Origin of the sequence: Brevundimonas sp. (assembly GCF_029946145.1) — a bacterium.
In the GTDB taxonomy this organism is placed as follows: Bacteria; Pseudomonadota; Alphaproteobacteria; order Caulobacterales; family Caulobacteraceae; genus Brevundimonas.
The window spans coordinates 1-16,501 of the sequence record NZ_JAQSDY010000025.1 but is presented as its reverse complement, the minus strand read 5'-3'; the positions used below and the strand labels follow the sequence as shown (position 1 = coordinate 16,501).

The window sequence follows — 16,501 nt, the reverse complement described above, 5'->3', positions numbered from 1 at the left end:
CCATGATCCCTGTCCCCGGTTTCGAAGGGCGGCGCATCGCGGTCTTCGGCCTGGGACGGTCGGGACTGACGGCCGCGCGCGCGCTGAAAGCCGGCGGGGCGCTGCCGGTGCTGTGGGACGACAGCGTCTCCAGCCGCATGCAGGCCGAGGCGGAAGGGTTCGCGGTCGAGGACCTGACCGGCGCCGACTGGTCGGGGTTCGCCGCCCTGGTGCTGTCGCCGGGCGCGCCCCTGACCCATCCGAAGCCGCACTGGACGGTGGACAAGGCGAAGGCGGCGGGGGTCGAGGTTCTTGGCGACATCGAACTGTTCGCCCGCGCGATCGCGGCGCTGCCCGAGGTGGAGCGCCCGAAGGTCGTGGCCATCACCGGCACCAACGGCAAGTCGACCACGACGGCCCTGCTCGGCTGGGTGCTGAAGCGGGCCGGTCTGACGGTCCACGTCGGCGGCAACATCGGCATCGGCGTGCTGGCGCTTCCGGCCCCGACGCGGGGGGCGGTCTATGTGATCGAGGTGTCCAGTTATCAGCTGGATCTGACGACGCGGTTCGCGCCGGACGTGGCGATCCTGACCAATGTCAGCCCGGATCATCTGGAACGCCATGGCGACATGGAGGGGTATGTCGCCGCCAAGGCGCGGCTGTTCCAGGCGCAGGGTCCGGACGGGCTGGCGCTGGTGGGCGTGGATGAGAGCTGGGGGCGGGGGATTGCGAGCACCCTTGCCTCTGTTGGCCGCCACATAACGACTGTCTCCACACCCGTGCATCCCCGCGAAGGCGGGGACCCAGGTTTGAGCGGCGACACCGGCGCCGGCCATACGATTGAACGGCTCTCCGACAGCGGTGGTGAGGCCAAAACCTGGGTCCCCGCCTTCGCGGGGATGCACGGAATTGAGGCTGGCAATGGGGTGCTGAAGGTGGAGGGCGAGCCCGAGGTTGAACTGGCCCGCGCCCGCTCGCTCCCCGGCCGGCACAACGCCCAGAACGCCGCCTTCGCCTGGGCCGCCGCTCGTGCGCTCGGCGTCACCCGCGTCGCCGCCGTCGAGGGCCTCCTCACCTTCCCCGGCCTCGCCCACCGGATGGAACACGTCGCCAGCCTCGGCCGCGTCCGTTTCGTCAACGACTCCAAGGCCACCAACGCCGACGCCGCGCGGCAGGCGCTGGCCAGCTATGAGCGCAGCTTCTGGATCGCCGGCGGACGCGCCAAGGCGGGCGGGATCGACGATCTGGAGGACCTGTTCCCCCGTGTCGTCGAGGCCTTCCTGATCGGCGAGGCGGCGGGGCCGTTCGCCGCCCGGCTGGGCGAGACGCCGCACCGGATCAGCGGCGACATGGCCAACGCCGTGAAGGCCGCCGCCGAGGCCGCCGCCGCGACCGGCCGTGACGAGGTGGTGCTGCTGTCGCCCGCCGCCGCCAGCTTCGATCAGTATCCGGACTTCGAGGCGCGGGGCGAGGCCTTCCGCGCCGCCGTCCTCGCCTTGGGTGCGACCGCCGCGAGCGCGACATGACCGACTACAGCCCCGCGTTTTCGCGCAACGACCAGAGCCCGATCGCGAAGTGGTTCTGGACCGTCGACCGCGGCCTGCTGGCCGCGGCGCTGACGCTGGTGGCGCTGGGCGTGTCGCTGAGCTTCGCCTCCAGCCCGGCGGCCATTCTGGCGGACCAGTCGATCAGCGACCCCTTCCACTATTCCTGGCGGATGATCGTCTGGGCGGCGGGCGGCACGGTGATGATGCTGCTGGCCTCGCTGCTGTCGCCACGCGGCGTGCGGCGCATCGCCCTGCTGGCGTTGGCGGGGGCCATCGTCGTCATGGCCGCCCTGCCGTTCATCGGCAATGAGGTGAAGGGGGCGGCCCGCTGGGTGAACCTCGGGCCGTTCAGCCTGCAGCCGTCCGAGTTCGCCAAGCCCAGCCTGATCGTCTTCGCCGCCTGGATGTTCTCCGAAGCCCAGAAGGGGCAGGGCGTGCCCGGCGTCAGCATCGCCTTCGGGGCCTGGGCGCTGACGGTCGGTCTGCTGCTGATCCAGCCCGACATCGGCCAGACCCTGCTGATCACCACCACCTTCATGGCGGTCTTCTTCATGGCCGGGGTGCCGCTGAAATGGGTCGCCGCCCTGGCCGCCGCCGGCATGGCGGGGGTCGTCGGCCTGTATTTCGCCTTCAGCCACATGCGCGACCGTCTCAGCCGCTTCCTCTCGCCCGAGACCACCGACACTCACCAGATCGACCGCGCCTCCGAGGCCATCCGCGCCGGCGGCCTGGTCGGCCGCGGGGTGGGCGAGGGGGTGATGAAACGCTCGGTGCCCGACCTGCACACCGACTTCATCTATTCCGTCGGGGCCGAGGAGTTCGGCCTGGTGCTGTCGCTGGCCATGATCGGCCTTTACGCCTTCATCGTCATCCGCGGCATGCGCCGGGCCATGAAGCTGACCGACCCGTTCGAGCAGACGGCGGCGGCGGGCCTGTTCATGCTGATCGGGCTGCAGGCCTGCATCAACATCGCGGTGAACCTGAACCTGATCCCGACCAAGGGTATGACCCTGCCCTTCATCAGCTATGGCGGCTCGTCCATGCTGGCCATGGGGCTGACCATGGGCCTGGCCCTGGCCCTGACCCGCCGCCGCCCCGGCGCCTACGAGCCGGGGGCCAGCCTGCCGCAAGGCCGGCGCATCCTGCCCTAGCGATCTCGCCGACAGGGATGGAAGGGCGGCTTCGGTTGAGGCAAACACACCGCATGAGCAAAGTCTGCGTCGTCGCCGCCGGGGGGACCGGCGGCCATATGTTCCCCGCCGAGGCCCTGTCGCGCGAGCTTCAGGCGCGCGGCTGGCGCATCGTCCTGGCGACCGACCATCGCGGCGAGGCCTATGCCCACAACTTCCCGGCCGAGGAGCGGATGGCGCTGGACGCCGCCACCGGACGCGGGCCGATCGGCATGGCCAAGGCCGGCGTGGCCATCGCGCGCGGCGTGTTCAAGGCCCGCAAGGCGCTGAAGCGGCTGGACGCGGCCGTAGTGGTCGGTTTCGGCGGCTATCCCTCGGCGCCCGCCCTGATCGCCGCTTTGAGTCAGCGGCGGCCAACCCTGCTGCACGAACAGAACGCGGTGCTGGGCCGCACCAACCGTTGGCTGGCCCCCTATGTCGGGGCGGTGGCCTCGTCCTTCCCCCATCTGCAGAAGGTCCCGCAGGGGCTGGGCGCGCGCGTGTCGCTGGTCGGCAATCCGGTTCGGCCGGACATTCGCGCCCTGTACGACCGCGTCTGGAGCCCGCCCTCGCCGGACGGTCCGATCCATGTGCTGGTCACCGGCGGCAGTCAGGGCGCCCGCATCCTCGCCGAGACCGCTCCCCGCGCCCTGGCGGCCCTGCCCGGGACGATCCGCGCCCGGCTGAAGGTGCAACAGCAGTCCCGAGCCGAAACCCTGGAAGCCGCGCAGCAAATCTATCTCGAGGCCGGGATCACGGCCGAGGTCGCGCCCTTCTTCCGCGACATGGCCCGGCGTCTGTCGGCGGCGCATCTGGTGATCGGGCGCGCCGGGGCCTCGACCTGTTCGGAACTGGCCGTGGCCGCCGTGCCCTCGCTGCTGATCCCGCTGAAGATCGCCATGGACGACCACCAGCGTTTCAACGCCCTCAGCCTCGCCGAGGCCGGCGGGGCCGAGGTGATGCTGGAGGACGATGTCACGGTTCAGGCTCTGACGGCGGCGTTGGCGCCCCTGCTGTCCGATCCGGCCCGCCTGTCGGCGATGAGCGCGGGCGCGCGCTCCGCCGCCCTGCCGGACGCCGCCCGGGCGCTGGCCGACATGGTGGAGGCGGCCTGAAGTCTCCTCCCCATGAGCGTCGCGAATGGGGAGGTGGCTCGGAGGCGTTCAGCCGACGAGACGGAGGGGGCGGCTCGGTGACAAGGGGTTTTCGGATGACTGGCTGACGCCGGCGTCGCCCCCTCCGTCACGGCGCGTATCCGCGCCGCGCCACCTCCCCATCGCTGCGCGACAGGGAGGAGATTCCCTCAGTCGACGCCGGCCAGCGCCGCGCGGCCGATCCGCACCGCGTCTTGCAGGTTGTCGGCGTCGGCCTCGCCCGCCGAGGCCGGGTCGCAGGCGACGGCCAGCAGTTCCGCCGCGTCGCCGCCCGCCGCCGCCGCATAGGCCGGGGCCGGGTCCGGCGTCGCCGGCCCCTCGGCCCCGCCCTCGCGCACCGAGGCGAAGTCCAGACGGTCGGCGGTCCGCGCTCGGCAGTCGAAGGCCCACCACGACCAGCCGCCCCAATACGTCTGGCCGCCGGCCTGGAAGTCCTCTTCGGTCACCTGCAGGCTGCGCATCCGCACCCGGTCGCCGTCGCGCGACACGGTCGACAGGTCGGCCAGCACGGCGAAACGGCCCACGCCGGTCAGGACCAGCCGATGGCCCTCGGGCGGCTCCGTGGGCTGGGCGCAGGCGGGCGCGGCCAGCAGGGCGGCGGTCAGGACGACGGCGTGCAGGCGCGTTTTCATGCCCCATCGTAACCGCGCGTTGACCGGGATGCGACTAGGCTGATCGCCATGACGCGCTTCATGACGCTCGACTTCGCCGGCGGCGACCGGCCCGCGATGCTGGACCGCGTCATCGGCATGGCGCGCGGCGCCTATGGCTATGTCGTCACGCCCAATGTCGACCACGTCATCAAGCTGATGGACGGCCGCGTCCCCCGCGAGGTCTATGAGGGCGCCGATCTGAAGGTCTGCGACAGCCGCATCCTCGCCCATCTGGCCCGGCTGCGCGGCGTTCGCCTGCCGGTCTATCCGGGCTCGGACCTGACCGCCGACCTGCTGGCCTCGCCCGCCGCCGAGGGTCTGGTCATCGCCGTTTTCGGCCCCGACCGCGCCGCTTTCGACGAACTCGCCGCCCGTTATCCGCGCCAGACCCTGAAATTCCTCGAGGCGCCCATGCTGGTTCCCGGCACCCTCGCCTGGCGCGCCGCCGTCGCACATGCCGCCCACGCCGAATGGGACGTGCTGCTGGCCTGCGTTTCCTTCCCCAAACAGGAGCTGTTCGCCCACGCCCTGCGCGCCGCCGGTCGCAAGACGGGCGTGGCCCTGTGCGTCGGGGCCTCCGTCGACTTCCTCACCGGCCGCCAGCAGCGCGCCCCGCGCATCTTCCAGCAGCTGTCGCTGGAGTGGCTGCACCGCCTGCTGAGCCAGCCCCGCCGGATGTTCCGCCGTTATGTCATCGAGGGGCCGGCGATCTTCGGCTGGTTCGTGCGCACCGAGCTCATGGGCTCGCGCTAGGCCGCCACGATCTCTTCCGCCTGGCTCAGGTCCACGCTGACCAGCTGGCTCACCCCCCGATCCGGCATGGTCACGCCGTACAGCCGGTCCATCCGGCTCATGGTCACCGGGTTGTGGGTGATGACGATGAAGCGGGTGTCCGTCCGCTTGCGCATCTCGTCCAGCATGCGGCAGAAGCGGTCGACGTTGGCGTCGTCCAGCGGCGCGTCGACCTCGTCCAGCACGCAGACCGGGGCCGGATTGGCCAGGAAGACGGCGAAGATCAGGGCCGCCGCCGTCAGGGCCTGTTCGCCGCCCGACATCAGGCTCATCACCGCCAGCCGCTTGCCGGGCGGGCAGGCGTAGATCTCCAGCCCGGCTTCCAGCGGATCGTCGCTCTCGACCAGTTTCAGCTCGGCCTGGCCGCCGCCGAACAGGGCCTCGAACAGGCTCTTGAAATTGTCGTTGATGACGTCGAACGCCGCCACCAGCCGCTCGCGGCCCTCGGCGTTGAGCTCGTCGATGCCGTCCCGCAGCCTGGCGATGGCGGACGTCAGGTCGCTGCGCTCGACCCTCATTGTGTTCAGCCGGTCGCCGTATTCGAGCGCTTCTTCCTCGGCCAGCAGATTGACCGCGCCCAGGGCCTCGCGCTCGCGCTCCAGGCCGTACAGCAGGCTCTCGGCGCCGGCCGCGTCGGGTGGGCGGGCGATGGCGTCATCGGTCAGCTTCTGGCCCAGTTCCTCGGGCGACATCTGCGCCGTTTCATGGACATTGGCCGTGGCCTCGGCCAGCCGTTCGGCCGCCGCTTCCGACCGGGCCGCCAGTCCGGCCCGGGCCTCGCGCGCCGCCGAGGCGGTCGCTTCCGCCGCCCGCGCCGTGCGATCGGCCTCTCCGGCCGCGCCCTCGGCCACGGCCAGGGCGTCGCCCGCCGCCTTGCGCCGCGTCTCGGCGGCGGTCAGGGCGTCCAGCAGGGACGACCGCTGCGCCGCCAGCTGGGCCGGGGCGTCGCCCGCCGCCTTCAGCCGCGCGGCCGCCTTTTCCGCGTCCTTCTCCAGAGACGCGATCCGCGCCGTCGCATCCTTCGCCCGCGCCGCCCAGCCGTCGCGCTCGCGGGTCAGCCCCTCCAGCCGCGCCTGACGGCCGGCGATCTCGCGCGCCTCGGCGTCGCGCTCGACCCGCGCCGTCGCCGCCGCCCCGCGCGCCGCGTCCGCCGCCGTCCGCGCCGCCGTCAGTTCGGCGCGCAAGCCGTGCAGGGTTTCCGACGGGGCGTCGGCCCCCTGCGCCTCGGCCAGGGCCGCCCGCGCCGCCTCGACCTCGGCGGTCAGCCGCGCGATGGTCTCGTCCAGCGCCTGGGCCCGCGCCTCCTTGCGCGCCTGCTCCCGGCCCAGCGCCTCGACCCGGTCGCGCGCCGCGGTGACGGCCTTGTCCAGCGGGAAGGGGGCGGCCCGCGCGGTCTTCACCGCATCCTCGGCGGCCCGGAAGGCGTCGGTCGCCGCCTTCTGCGATTCTTGCGCCTCCTCCAGCGCCGGCTTGCCTGCGTCGATCTCGGCTTCCAGCTCGGCCAGACGCGAGCGTTGAGCCAGACGCACGGCGGCCGGACGCGGCGCCGCGGCGCGCTGCACGAAACCGTCCCAGCGCCACAGATCGCCCTCGCGCGTCACCAGCCGCGCGCCGACGGGCAGGGCCCCGGCCAGTCGTTCGATCTCGCCCGCCGCCGCCACGCCGCAAAGCGCCAGCCGCGCGGCCAGCTGCTCCGGCGCGGACAGATGGTTCGCCAGCGGCTCGACCCCCTCTGGCCAGGCCGGGGAGGGGACATCCGCCCCGGCCCAGTACGCCGACGCCCGCGCATCGACCGCGGCGTCCAGATCGTCGCCCAGGGCCGCAGCCAGCGCCGCCTCAAAGCCCTTTTCGGCCTGCACCCGGTCCAGCGCCGGCGGATACTCGCGCTTGCCCTGGACCAGCAGCTGGGCGAGGCCGCGCGCCTCGGTCTGCAGCCGGCCCAGCCGGTCCTCGGCCGCCCGCGCCGCCGTCCGCGCCTCGGCCTCGGCTCGCGCCCGGTCGCCGCGTTCGGTCTCCGCCGCCTCGACGGCCGCCCGGGCGGCCGCCAGTTCGGCCTGCGCCGTATCCAGCGCTGCCGTCGCCGCCTCGATCTCGGGCGTCTGCAGGGGGCCCAGCCCGGCGCGTTCCGCCTGGGCCGAGTCGAGCTGCGCCTCGGCCCGATCCACCCGCGCTTCGGCGTCACGCTTGCGGGCGTTTTCGGCGTTGACCCGGGCCTCGACCGAGGCGACCGCGCCCGCCACCCGCTCGACCTCGGCGTCGGCGGCCTTGCGCGCGTCCTCGGCGGCGGAGAGCGCCGCTTCCAGTTCCGGTCCCCGCGCCGGGGCGGCGGCGATCTCGGCCGTCAGGGTCTCCAGCGCGGCGCCCAGCCGGGCCAGCTCGCCCTCGGCGTCGCCGGCCATGGCGGTTTCGCGCGCGATGTCGGCGGCGATGCGGGTCGTCTCGGCCGTCAGCCGTTCGACCTCGGCCCGCGCCGCCTGCTCGGCCATGTCGAGGCGGTCCCGCTCCAGCGAGGCGCGGTGCAGCAGGGCCCCCGCCACCGCATCCTCCTCACGCGCCGGCTTCAGCGCCTCCTGCGCCGACAGCGCCGCCGTCTGGGCCCGGCTCGAGGCCGCCGTCGCCTCGCCCACCGCCCGCTCGGCCTGGGCCAGCTCCGCCGCCGCGCCTTCCGCCGCCACGCGCGCGTCGTTCCAGCGCACGAACAGCAGGGCCGCCTGCAGGGCCCGGATCTCGGCCGAGATCTTCTTGTACCGTTCGGCCTGCCGCGCCTCGCGTTTCAGCCGGGTCAGGGCCGCCTCGAGCTCTCGCCCGATGTCGTCCAGCCGTTCCAGATTGGCTTCCGCCGCCTTGAGCCGCAGCTCGGCCTCGTGCCGACGCGTGTGCAGGCCGGCCACCCCGCCGGCTTCCTCGAGGATGCGGCGGCGGTTCTGCGGCTTGGCGGCGATCAGTTCGCTGATCTGGCCTTGCCGGACCAGGGCGGGGCTGTTGGCCCCCGTCGAGGCGTCGGCGAACAGCAGCTGCACGTCCCGCGCCCGCACCTCCTTGCCATTGATGCGATAGGTCGAGCCCTGGCCGCGGTCGATGCGGCGCGACACCTCCAGCATGGGGCTGTCGGTGAAGGGTTGCGGCGCCCGGCGCTGGGCGTTGTCGATGGTCAGCTGGACTTCGGCGTGGTTGCGCGGCGGGCGGTCGGCGGCGCCGGCGAAGATGACGTCGTCCATGCCCTGGCCGCGCATGGCCTTGGCCGAGTTGGCGCCCATGACCCAGCGCAGGCCTTCCAGCACATTGGACTTTCCGCAGCCGTTGGGTCCGACCACGCCGGTCAGGCCGGGCTCGATATGCACCTCGGCGGGGTCGACGAAGGACTTGAAGCCCACGAGCCGGAGGCGCTGGAACTGCATGGGTTCCTACGCGGTCAACGGCCGGCCGCGGCCGCCCGGATCGCGACCTCCAGTCCGCCCAGCGAGCGGTCCGTCACCCGGCGCCCGTTGACGAAGAAGGCCGGCGTGCTTATGGCGTCGGCGGCGATGGCGCTGTCGATATCGCGGTTGATGGCGGCGCGGGTGGCCGGGGTCGCGGCGCACGCGTCGATCTGGGCCCGGGTCCGGCCGCTGGCGGTGATGGCGGGGCCGTACCAGGCGTCCAGCGTCCCGCCGCGCAGCACCGCCGCCTGTCCGTGCATCAGGCTGGCGGCGACGTCGAAAAATCTGGCGGGCGCCGCGCATCGCGCCAGGGCGTGCGCCGGCAGGGACATTTCTTCCGGCGGCGTCGGCAGGTTGCGGAATACGAACCGCACCTGGCCGGTGTCGATGAACCGCGCCTTGAAGGTCGGATAGACCAGCTCATGCCAGTCGGCGCAGACGTGGCAGGAGAAGGAGCCGTATTCGATCACCGTCACCGGGGCGTCGGCCCGACCGATGCTGCGGTCCCCCGCCGTCACCGGCGCGACCTGTTCGGTCGCGACCGCGGGCGCCGAGGCCGAGGCGAGGGGCGCCGCCGTCGCCAGCGCCAGGATCAGCAGGAGACGCGGCGGCCGCACCGGCGCGATCAGCCCTTCGCCAGCTCGGCGTCGATGGCCTTCGACAGGTCGGCCATGGTGGCGCCCTCTTCGCCCGGCGAGACGATCGCAACGCCATTGACGAAGAAGGCGGGCGTCGTGTTCACGCCGGCCTTGATGGCCGCCTCCGAACGCGCCTCGGACGCCTTCAGGTTTTCGGGGTCCTTGATGCAGGCCTCGATCTGCTGGTTGTTCAGGCCGGCGCCGTTGCCGACGCGGAACAGGGTGTCGCGCGGATTGACGCCCGCCCGCCATTCGTTCTGGCTGGCCATGATGCCGTGGATGACGTCGAAATATTTGTCCTCGCCGGCGCAGCGGGCGATCATGAAGCCGGCGACGGCGACATTGGCCGGCGGGGTCGGCAGTTCGCGGAAGACGTAGCGAACCTTGTTGGTGTCGACATAGGCGGCCTTGAACGCCGGCCAGGTGGTTTCCTGCCAGGCGGCGCAGTGCGGGCAGGTGACCGAGGCGTACTCCACCACGGTGACCTTGGCCCCCTCGGCCGCGCCCAGGGCCATGTCGCCTTCGGCGGCTCCACTCGTGCCGCCCGCGCCGCAGCCGGCCAGTGTGGCCATGGCGGCCATGGCGGCGGCGGTCATCGCCGCGCGGCGGCTCATGGCGGCGTATCGGGTGGTGGCGCTCATGGGATCGTCCTCAACTGGCGGCGGGAATTGGCGGAGCATCGCGCGATTCCTTGCGATCGCGCGCGCATCAACACCTTCGAGAACAGAAACGGCGAAGTTTTGTCAACGGCCCGCGCGGTCGCGGCCCTTTTCGGGATCGCCCAGAACGGCGCGGCCCAGCCGTTCCAGCGGGCCTTTCAGGATGTCGGGCGCCTCGGCGACCGAGGCTTTCAGCGCGGCCTCGTCCTGGGCCGCCAGCGGCTGGGCGGCGGGCCGGCGTTTGGGCGGGGCGGCGATGTCGGACGGCGGTTTCACCGGCCCCTGGGCGATGCGAAGCTTGTCGACGCTGCCTGCTCCGAGGAACAGGTTCACCCGCGCCAGGATGTCTTCGGACTGATGCTGCACCAGCAGGGCCGCGGGGCCTGCCACGCGGAGCTCCAGCGTTCCGCCGGCGCCGCCGCGTCCCTTGGTCAGCTTCTGCGGTCGGGTGACCCGGGCCAGCCGGTCGCCGACGATCTCGCGCCAGCGCGGCTCCAGCGCCTGGGCGCCGCGGCCGAACTTTGCATCCAATTCCTTGATCAGCCCCTGCAACGCCCGGCCGGCCTTGGGCGCGGGGCGGGGCGCGGGACGGGTGCGCCGGCGTGACAGGATTTCGCGGACCTCGGCGTCGGTGGGCAGCGTGCGGGGCATTTCCGGGTTATAGCGCGGTCGATGCCTCCCGTCCCGGTTCACCCGCCCGCCGACCTGTCCGAGATGCGCGCGGCGCTGCTGGACTGGTACGACGCCCACGGCCGCACGCTGGCGTGGCGCAGCCCGCCCGGCGCGGCGGCCCCCGATCCCTACCGGGTCTGGCTGTCCGAGGTCATGCTGCAGCAGACCACCACGCCGCACGCCACGCCCTATTTCCAGGCCTTCACCACCCGCTGGCCCACCGTCTCCAAACTGGCGGCGGCTGACGACAGCGACGTCATGGCCGCCTGGGCGGGCCTCGGCTACTACGCCCGCGCCCGCAACCTGCTGGCCTGCGCCCGCGCGGTGGCTACGAACCACGGCGGCCTGTTTCCCGATACCGAAGCCGGGCTGCTGGCCCTGCCGGGCGTGGGCGCCTACACGGCGGCGGCTGTGGCGGCCATCGCCTTCGGACGCGCGTCCAATGTCGTCGACGGCAATGTCGAGCGGGTCATGGCGCGCCTGTTCGCAGTCGAAACGCCCCTGCCGGCGGCCCGGCCCGAGCTGCGCCGGCTGGCCGGATCGCTGGTGGCGGACCATCGCCCCGGAGACTGGGCCCAGGCCCTGATGGACCTCGGGGCCACAGTCTGCCGTCCGGGCCGGCCGCTGTGCGAGCTGTGCCCGCTGACCGCATGGTGCGCCGGCTACCGGTCCGGCGCGCCGGAACGCTGGCCGTTGAAGATGAAGAAGGCCGAGCGCCCTCACCGGACGGGAACCGCCTGGGTGCTGCGCGACGACCGGGGACGGGTGGCCCTGGTGCGCAGGCCGGACAAGGGCCTGCTGGGCGGCATGACGGGTCTGCCCACCTCTTACTGGTCGGAGACCGCTTCCGCCGCCGCGCCCCCGGTCGCCGCCGAATGGCGCGACCTGGGGTCCGTCGAGCACGTCTTCACCCATTTCTCGCTGACGCTGTCGGTGCGGGCGGCGACCGGCGCCGGCGACTTCCTGTGGACCGATCCGGATGAGGCGCTGCGTTCCCTCCCGACCGTCTTCCGCAAGGCGCTGGAACGCGGCCTCGCCTAGCGCACGGTCCGCACCGACACCGGGCCGTCGCGCCGCTGCGGAATGACCACGGTATGATTGCCCATCTGCTGGAAGCCCAGGTCGACGACCCCGTCCCCCACCTGCAGATTTGTGACGTTCAGCCGGTCGATCCCCGCCGGCAGCACCGGGTCGTCGATCTCGACCACCCCGGCGATCGCATCGATGCCGATTCCCAGCGCCGACTGCAGCATCAGGAACACCGACCCCGCCGCCCAGGCCTGGGGCAGGCAGGCGACCGGATAGGCGATCGGCGGCTCGCCCGGCTGGCGTTCGAAGCCGCAGAACAGCTCGGGCAGGCGCAGCTGGAAATGGGCCGCCGAGGCGTAGATCTCGCCCAGCAGCAGGGCCACGGCCTGTCGTTCGCCGTAACGGGCCATGCCGGCCGCCGCCATGGCCGTGTCGTGGGGCCAGACCGAGCCGTTGTGATAGCTCATCGGATTGAACCGGGCCTGACCCGTGGCCAGGGTGCGCACGCCCCAGCCCGAGCGGAACTCGGCGCCCAGCAGCCGTTTCGTCACCCGCCTGGCCCGGTCCGGCGACGGCAGGCCGGTGAACAGCAGATGGCCGGCGTTCGACCCGATAGAGCGGCACTGCTCGCCGTCGCCGTCCAGGGCGATGGCGTAGAAGCCTTCGTCCTCCATCCAGAACCGGTCCTCGACCAGGGCCCTGACCCGGTCGGCCTCCGCCGCCCAGCCCAGGGCTCCCGGATCGCCGAGCGACGCGCCCAGTTCGGCCATCGCCTGCCAGGCGGCGTAGGCGTAGCCCTGCACCTCAAGCAGGGCGACCGGGCCTTTCGGGAAGCGGCCGTCGGTGTGGAAGATCGAATCCTCGGAGTCCTTCCAGCCCTGGTTCGACAGACCGGTCTCGGCGCCGCGCTGATAGCTGATCAGGCCGTCGCCCTGTATGTCGCCGTGATCCTTCATCCAGCCAACGGCCGCGATCAGATTGGGCCACAGCTTGCGGATCAGGGCGAAGTCGCCCGTGCGCCGCGCATAGGCCCCGGCCAGGGCCACGAACAGGCAGGTGGTGTCGACCCCGCCATAGTAGAGGCCGAACGGCACCTCCCCCAGCGCGCTCATCTCGCCGCCGCGGGTCTCGTGCATGATCTTGCCCGGCGCCGAGTCCTGGAAGGCCGAGAACTCCGTGGCCTGACGCATGGCCAGATAGGTCAGCACGCCCTTGGCCAGCGAGGGGTCCAGCCACAGCATCTGCCAGGCGGTGATGATCCCGTCCCGCCCGAACGGCGTCGAGAACCACGGCACGCCGGCATACGGATACGGGCCCGTCGGCAGGTCGGTGGTCAGCAGGGCCACGTCGGCGCGGCTCTGGTCCAGCCAGTCGTTGAAGCGCGGGCTGCGCGGCCCCCGCAGCGAGGCGCCGCGCCGCCGGCGCGTGCGCATGGCCAGCCGGGCCGCCACCGCATTGGCCCGGAACCGCGCCTCGTCGGGCTGGTCGCAGCGGTCGGCGCCACACTCGATATAAAGGTCGCAGCGTTTGCCCCTGGGCAGGCTGAACATGAATTCGGCGCGCGAGCCGCTGAGCCGTGCGGGCGGTTCCGAAAAGGCCAGGCAGCTGATCCGCCGCACGCCATCCAGCCCGACATAGCCGAAGGTCACCCGTCGTCCGTCATGGCTGGGCGTCTCGGTCGTCCCCCGCTTCTCGCGCAGCGTGCCCCGCACCTGGAAGATGTCGGCGAAGTCGGCGGCGAAATCGATCGCCAGCGGCAGCAGCATGTCCTCGATGCCGTGGTTGACCATCCGCACCCGCTCGAACATCCGCCGGTCCCGGACGAACCGCCGCCGCTCGATATGCAGGACGCCGGCCGGCGCCGAGCGCCCGCCCATCGGCGGCAGGGGCCGGTTGGTCGAATGGCAGGTGAAATAGACATTGTCCTGACTGACGCCCGAGCTCAGCCGCGAGGGCCGCGCCGATCCGACGGTCAGAACCAGCCGCGACAGCAGCCGCGTGTCATGGTCGAACAGGCCGTCGGCCCCGCCCTTCATGTCGCCCCAGCCGTCGGCCACCGCGAAGGTGTCCGCGTCCTTCAGCGCCATCAGCCGTTCCAGGCCGTCGGTATCCGAGGTGTCGGCGGCGGTCGTCTGAACCGAGTAGGCGTCGTCCATGAAGGCTCCCGGGGGCGGCGGATCAGGATCGCCCGAACCTTTCACCCGAATACGGGCGCTTGATGGCGCCTCCGTACGGTAATGGACGAAGCCGCGGGCGGTTCAGCCATGATCAGACGTTGGCGGCGAAGCTCCGGCCCTCGAGGCCGCGCAGCGGCGTCACCACGTCGTCCAGCGGCTCCTCGGCATAGGGTCTTTTGGCCAGCAGGTCGCCGTAGACGTCCAGATAGCGCCGCGCCATGGCCGTGGCCGAGAAACGCAGGTCGAACCGGGCGCGGATCGCCTCGCGGTCCAGCAGACGCGCGCGACCGGCCGCCGCGACGGCCTGTTCCAGGGTGTCGACGAGGAAGCCGGTCTCGCCATCCTCGATGACCTCGGGGGTCGAGCCGCATCGGAAGGCCACCACCGGCGTGCCGCAGGCCATGGCCTCGATCATCACCAGGCCGAAGGGTTCGGGCCAGTCGATCGGGAACAGCAGGGCCTCGGCCCCGCCGAGGAAGGCGGATTTCTGATGATCGCCGATCTCGCCGACGAACTCGACCAGCGGGTTGGCGTCGACCATCGGCTTGATGACGGTCTCCCAATAGACCTTGTCGGCCGCGTCGACCTTGGCCGCCATCTTCAGCGGCTTGTTCAGCGCCGTGGCGATCTGGATGGCCCGGTCCGGGCGTTTCTCGGGGGAGATGCGGCCGAGGAAGGCCAGGTAGCCATCCGACCCGGGCGAGAAGCGATAGGTTTCGCCGGGCATGCCGTGGTGAACCGTGGCCTTCCAGTTGGCCATGGGCAGGGGGCGGCGCTGGTCGTCCGAGATGGAGACCAGTCCGAACTCGGGCCAGCGTTCGTAGACGCCGCCGATGTCCTTCATGTCCAGCCGGCCGTGCAGCGTCGTGACCGTCTTGTCCGCGCAGCGCGAGAAGAAGGGGAAGTGGATCATGTCCGTGTGGAAATGGATCACGTCGAAGTCGTCGGCGCGCTTCAGCACCTCGGCCAGCAGGGTCATGTGGGCGGCCAGATCGGACTTCAGCGGCGCGGGATCCAGGCGGATGGCCTGATCGCGCACGGGGATCAGGCGCGCCCGCGTCTCGGCGTCGGCCGAGGCGAACAGGGTGACGTCATGACCCAGGTCGACCAGGGCGTCGGTGAGGTGAGCCACGACGCGTTCTGTGCCGCCGTACAGTTTCGGCGGCACGGCTTCATACAGCGGCGTGACTTGCGCGATCTTCATGGCCGTGGCTCCCGACACCCCGGGGAGGGGGCGTCGAAATATCAACCATCTCGCATGTGCGAAGTTCCCCGAACGCTGATTTTTCCTGTGGGAACTGCGGGGGTTACCGTTGTTTCAGTGTCGGCTTCCGGTCATTGCATCCCGGCGCGAACCTCGGCGCGCAGGGTGTCGATCGATCTAAGTCCCTGATCTGTCTTGAATCGCCAGTAGGTCCAGCCGTTGCAGGCCGGCGCATTCTCGAACAGGGCGCCCAGCTTGTGGATCGAACCGCTCAGCTCGCCAGCCACCAGCGAACCGTCGGCCCGCACCCGCGCCTCGCGGTCGCCGCGCGGGCAGTACAGCTTGTCGCCCGGCGACAGCAGGCCGGCCTCGACCAGCGCCCCGAACGGCACCTTCACCTCGGCCCGCTTCGAGCCCATGACCACCAGGTCCTCGGGCGCGGCGGGGATGACGGCCTTGATGCGTTTCTCGGCCACTTTCGCATAGGTCTCGTCGCGCTCGATGCCGATGTAATGGCGGCCCAGCCGCTTGGCCGCCGCGCCGGTGGTGCCGGTGCCGAAGAAGGGGTCCAGCACCACGTCGCCGGGCCGGGTGGCGGCCATCAGCACCCGGTGCAGCAGACCCTCGGGTTTCTGGGTCGGATGGGCCTTCCTGCCGTCGGCATCCTTGATCCGCTCCTCCCCTGTACAAAGGGCAAGGGTCCAGTCGGACCGCATCTGGACGTCCTCGTTGAAGGCCTTCAGGGCGTCATAGTTGAAGGTGTAGCGCTTCTGGTCGCGGCTGCGCGCCGCCCAGATCAGGGTCTCGTGGGCGTTGGTGAAGCGGGTGCCCTTGAAGTTCGGCATCGGGTTCGACTTGCGCCAGATGATGTCGTTCAGCACCCAGAAGCCCAGATCCTGGATCGCCGCGCCCAGGCGGAAGACGTTGTGATAGCTGCCGATCACCCAGATCGAGCCTTCCGGCTTCAGCACCCGGCGGCATTCCGTCATCCATTCGCGGGTGAAGGCGTCATAGGCGGCGAAGCTGTCGAACTTGTCCCAGTCGTCGTCGACCGCGTCGACCAGGCTGTTGTCCGGCCGCAGCAGGTCGCCGCCCAGCTGCAGATTATAGGGCGGGTCGGCGAAGACCATGTCGACGCAGGCGTCGGGCAGGGACCGCAACACCTCGATGCAGTCGCCCCTCATGACGACGTCGGTCTTAAGATCGGACATGAAAACGCGGCCCCGTACAGCTTGAGGACCGATTGGTGAATCATCGCGGTTAAGGGCGGGTTAGCCACCGCATCCCACGGGCGAGTTTCTTCAGGCGATCAATCCAGCGACCTCGTCCCACGACAGGGCGATTTCATCCGCTGTCGACCCTGTGTGGACGGCTCTCCGTCGGCAAGGGGTAATCGAACTATCTGCAAC

The 16,501-nt window shown here is 71.4% G+C and carries 13 protein-coding genes; 5 read left to right on the top strand and 8 right to left on the bottom strand.

The window, feature by feature from the left end; all coding sequences use genetic code 11:
• The first annotated feature begins 2 nt into the window (after positions 1 to 2).
• The 3 genes from murD to murG are packed head-to-tail and all read left to right on the top strand — an operon-like array spanning position 3 to position 3,810.
• The gene (gene murD, locus PSV23_RS10475) at positions 3 to 1,505 is read left to right on the top strand and encodes a UDP-N-acetylmuramoyl-L-alanine--D-glutamate ligase (protein WP_300468634.1); all 1,503 of its coding nucleotides are present in this window, start codon (positions 3 to 5) and stop codon (positions 1,503 to 1,505) included.
• Positions 1,502 to 2,677 (top strand): putative peptidoglycan glycosyltransferase FtsW, encoded by a 1,176-nt coding sequence (locus PSV23_RS10470; protein WP_300468631.1) that lies wholly within the window; start codon positions 1,502 to 1,504, stop codon positions 2,675 to 2,677. The genes murD and PSV23_RS10470 overlap by 4 nt, the downstream gene beginning before the upstream one ends.
• Positions 2,678 to 2,730: 53 nt before the next feature.
• The gene (murG, locus tag PSV23_RS10465) at positions 2,731 to 3,810 is read left to right on the top strand and encodes an undecaprenyldiphospho-muramoylpentapeptide beta-N-acetylglucosaminyltransferase (protein ID WP_300468629.1); all 1,080 of its coding nucleotides are present in this window, start codon (positions 2,731 to 2,733) and stop codon (positions 3,808 to 3,810) included.
• Positions 3,811 to 3,998: 188 nt separating this feature from the next.
• On the opposite strand, the gene PSV23_RS10460 is transcribed toward murG, so the two are convergent.
• Entirely contained in the window at positions 3,999 to 4,481 is a 483-nt protein-coding gene (locus tag PSV23_RS10460) for a hypothetical protein (protein ID WP_300468627.1), read from the bottom strand.
• Positions 4,482 to 4,529: 48 nt separating this feature from the next.
• On the opposite strand from PSV23_RS10460, the gene PSV23_RS10455 reads away from it, so the two are divergent.
• Complete coding sequence (locus PSV23_RS10455) at positions 4,530 to 5,255, top strand: WecB/TagA/CpsF family glycosyltransferase (RefSeq protein WP_300468624.1); 726 nt, start codon at positions 4,530 to 4,532, stop codon at positions 5,253 to 5,255.
• Here the strand turns inward: PSV23_RS10455 and smc are convergent.
• The 4 genes from smc to PSV23_RS10435 all read right to left on the bottom strand — a co-directional run bounded on the left by smc (position 5,252) and on the right by PSV23_RS10435 (position 10,661).
• Positions 5,252 to 8,692, bottom strand: coding sequence for a chromosome segregation protein SMC (gene smc, locus PSV23_RS10450; RefSeq protein WP_300468622.1), 3,441 nt, complete (start codon positions 8,690 to 8,692; stop codon positions 5,252 to 5,254). The genes PSV23_RS10455 and smc overlap by 4 nt on opposite strands.
• Before the next feature lie 14 nt (positions 8,693 to 8,706).
• Positions 8,707 to 9,330: a thioredoxin domain-containing protein gene (locus PSV23_RS10445; RefSeq protein WP_300468620.1), complete on the bottom strand. Its 624-nt coding sequence runs from the start codon at positions 9,328 to 9,330 to the stop codon at positions 8,707 to 8,709.
• Between the two features lie 8 nt (positions 9,331 to 9,338).
• Positions 9,339 to 9,992 carry a DsbA family protein gene (locus PSV23_RS10440; protein ID WP_300468619.1) on the bottom strand — a complete coding sequence of 218 codons (654 nt, stop codon included), beginning with the start codon at positions 9,990 to 9,992 and terminating at the stop codon, positions 9,339 to 9,341.
• A gap of 102 nt (positions 9,993 to 10,094) precedes the next feature.
• On the bottom strand, positions 10,095 to 10,661 hold the full coding sequence (locus PSV23_RS10435; RefSeq protein WP_300468617.1) for a DUF721 domain-containing protein: 567 nt from the start codon (positions 10,659 to 10,661) through the stop codon (positions 10,095 to 10,097).
• Between the two features lie 21 nt (positions 10,662 to 10,682).
• On the opposite strand from PSV23_RS10435, the gene mutY reads away from it, so the two are divergent.
• Positions 10,683 to 11,723 carry an A/G-specific adenine glycosylase gene (mutY, locus tag PSV23_RS10430; RefSeq protein WP_300468616.1) on the top strand — a complete coding sequence of 347 codons (1,041 nt, stop codon included), beginning with the start codon at positions 10,683 to 10,685 and terminating at the stop codon, positions 11,721 to 11,723.
• Here the strand turns inward: mutY and PSV23_RS10425 are convergent.
• The 3 genes from PSV23_RS10425 to PSV23_RS10415 form a co-directional block, all read right to left on the bottom strand.
• The gene (locus tag PSV23_RS10425) at positions 11,720 to 13,867 is read right to left on the bottom strand and encodes an amylo-alpha-1,6-glucosidase (RefSeq protein WP_300468615.1); all 2,148 of its coding nucleotides are present in this window, start codon (positions 13,865 to 13,867) and stop codon (positions 11,720 to 11,722) included. The two genes, mutY and PSV23_RS10425, sit on opposite strands and share 4 nt — an antisense overlap.
• 112 nt (positions 13,868 to 13,979) lie before the next feature.
• Positions 13,980 to 15,092, bottom strand: a complete 1,113-nt coding sequence (locus PSV23_RS10420) for a glycosyltransferase family 4 protein (RefSeq protein ID WP_300468613.1) — start codon at positions 15,090 to 15,092, stop codon at positions 13,980 to 13,982.
• Between the two features lie 131 nt (positions 15,093 to 15,223).
• On the bottom strand, positions 15,224 to 16,303 hold the full coding sequence (locus PSV23_RS10415) for a site-specific DNA-methyltransferase (RefSeq protein ID WP_300468612.1): 1,080 nt from the start codon (positions 16,301 to 16,303) through the stop codon (positions 15,224 to 15,226).
• Positions 16,304 to 16,501: the final 198 nt, after the last annotated feature.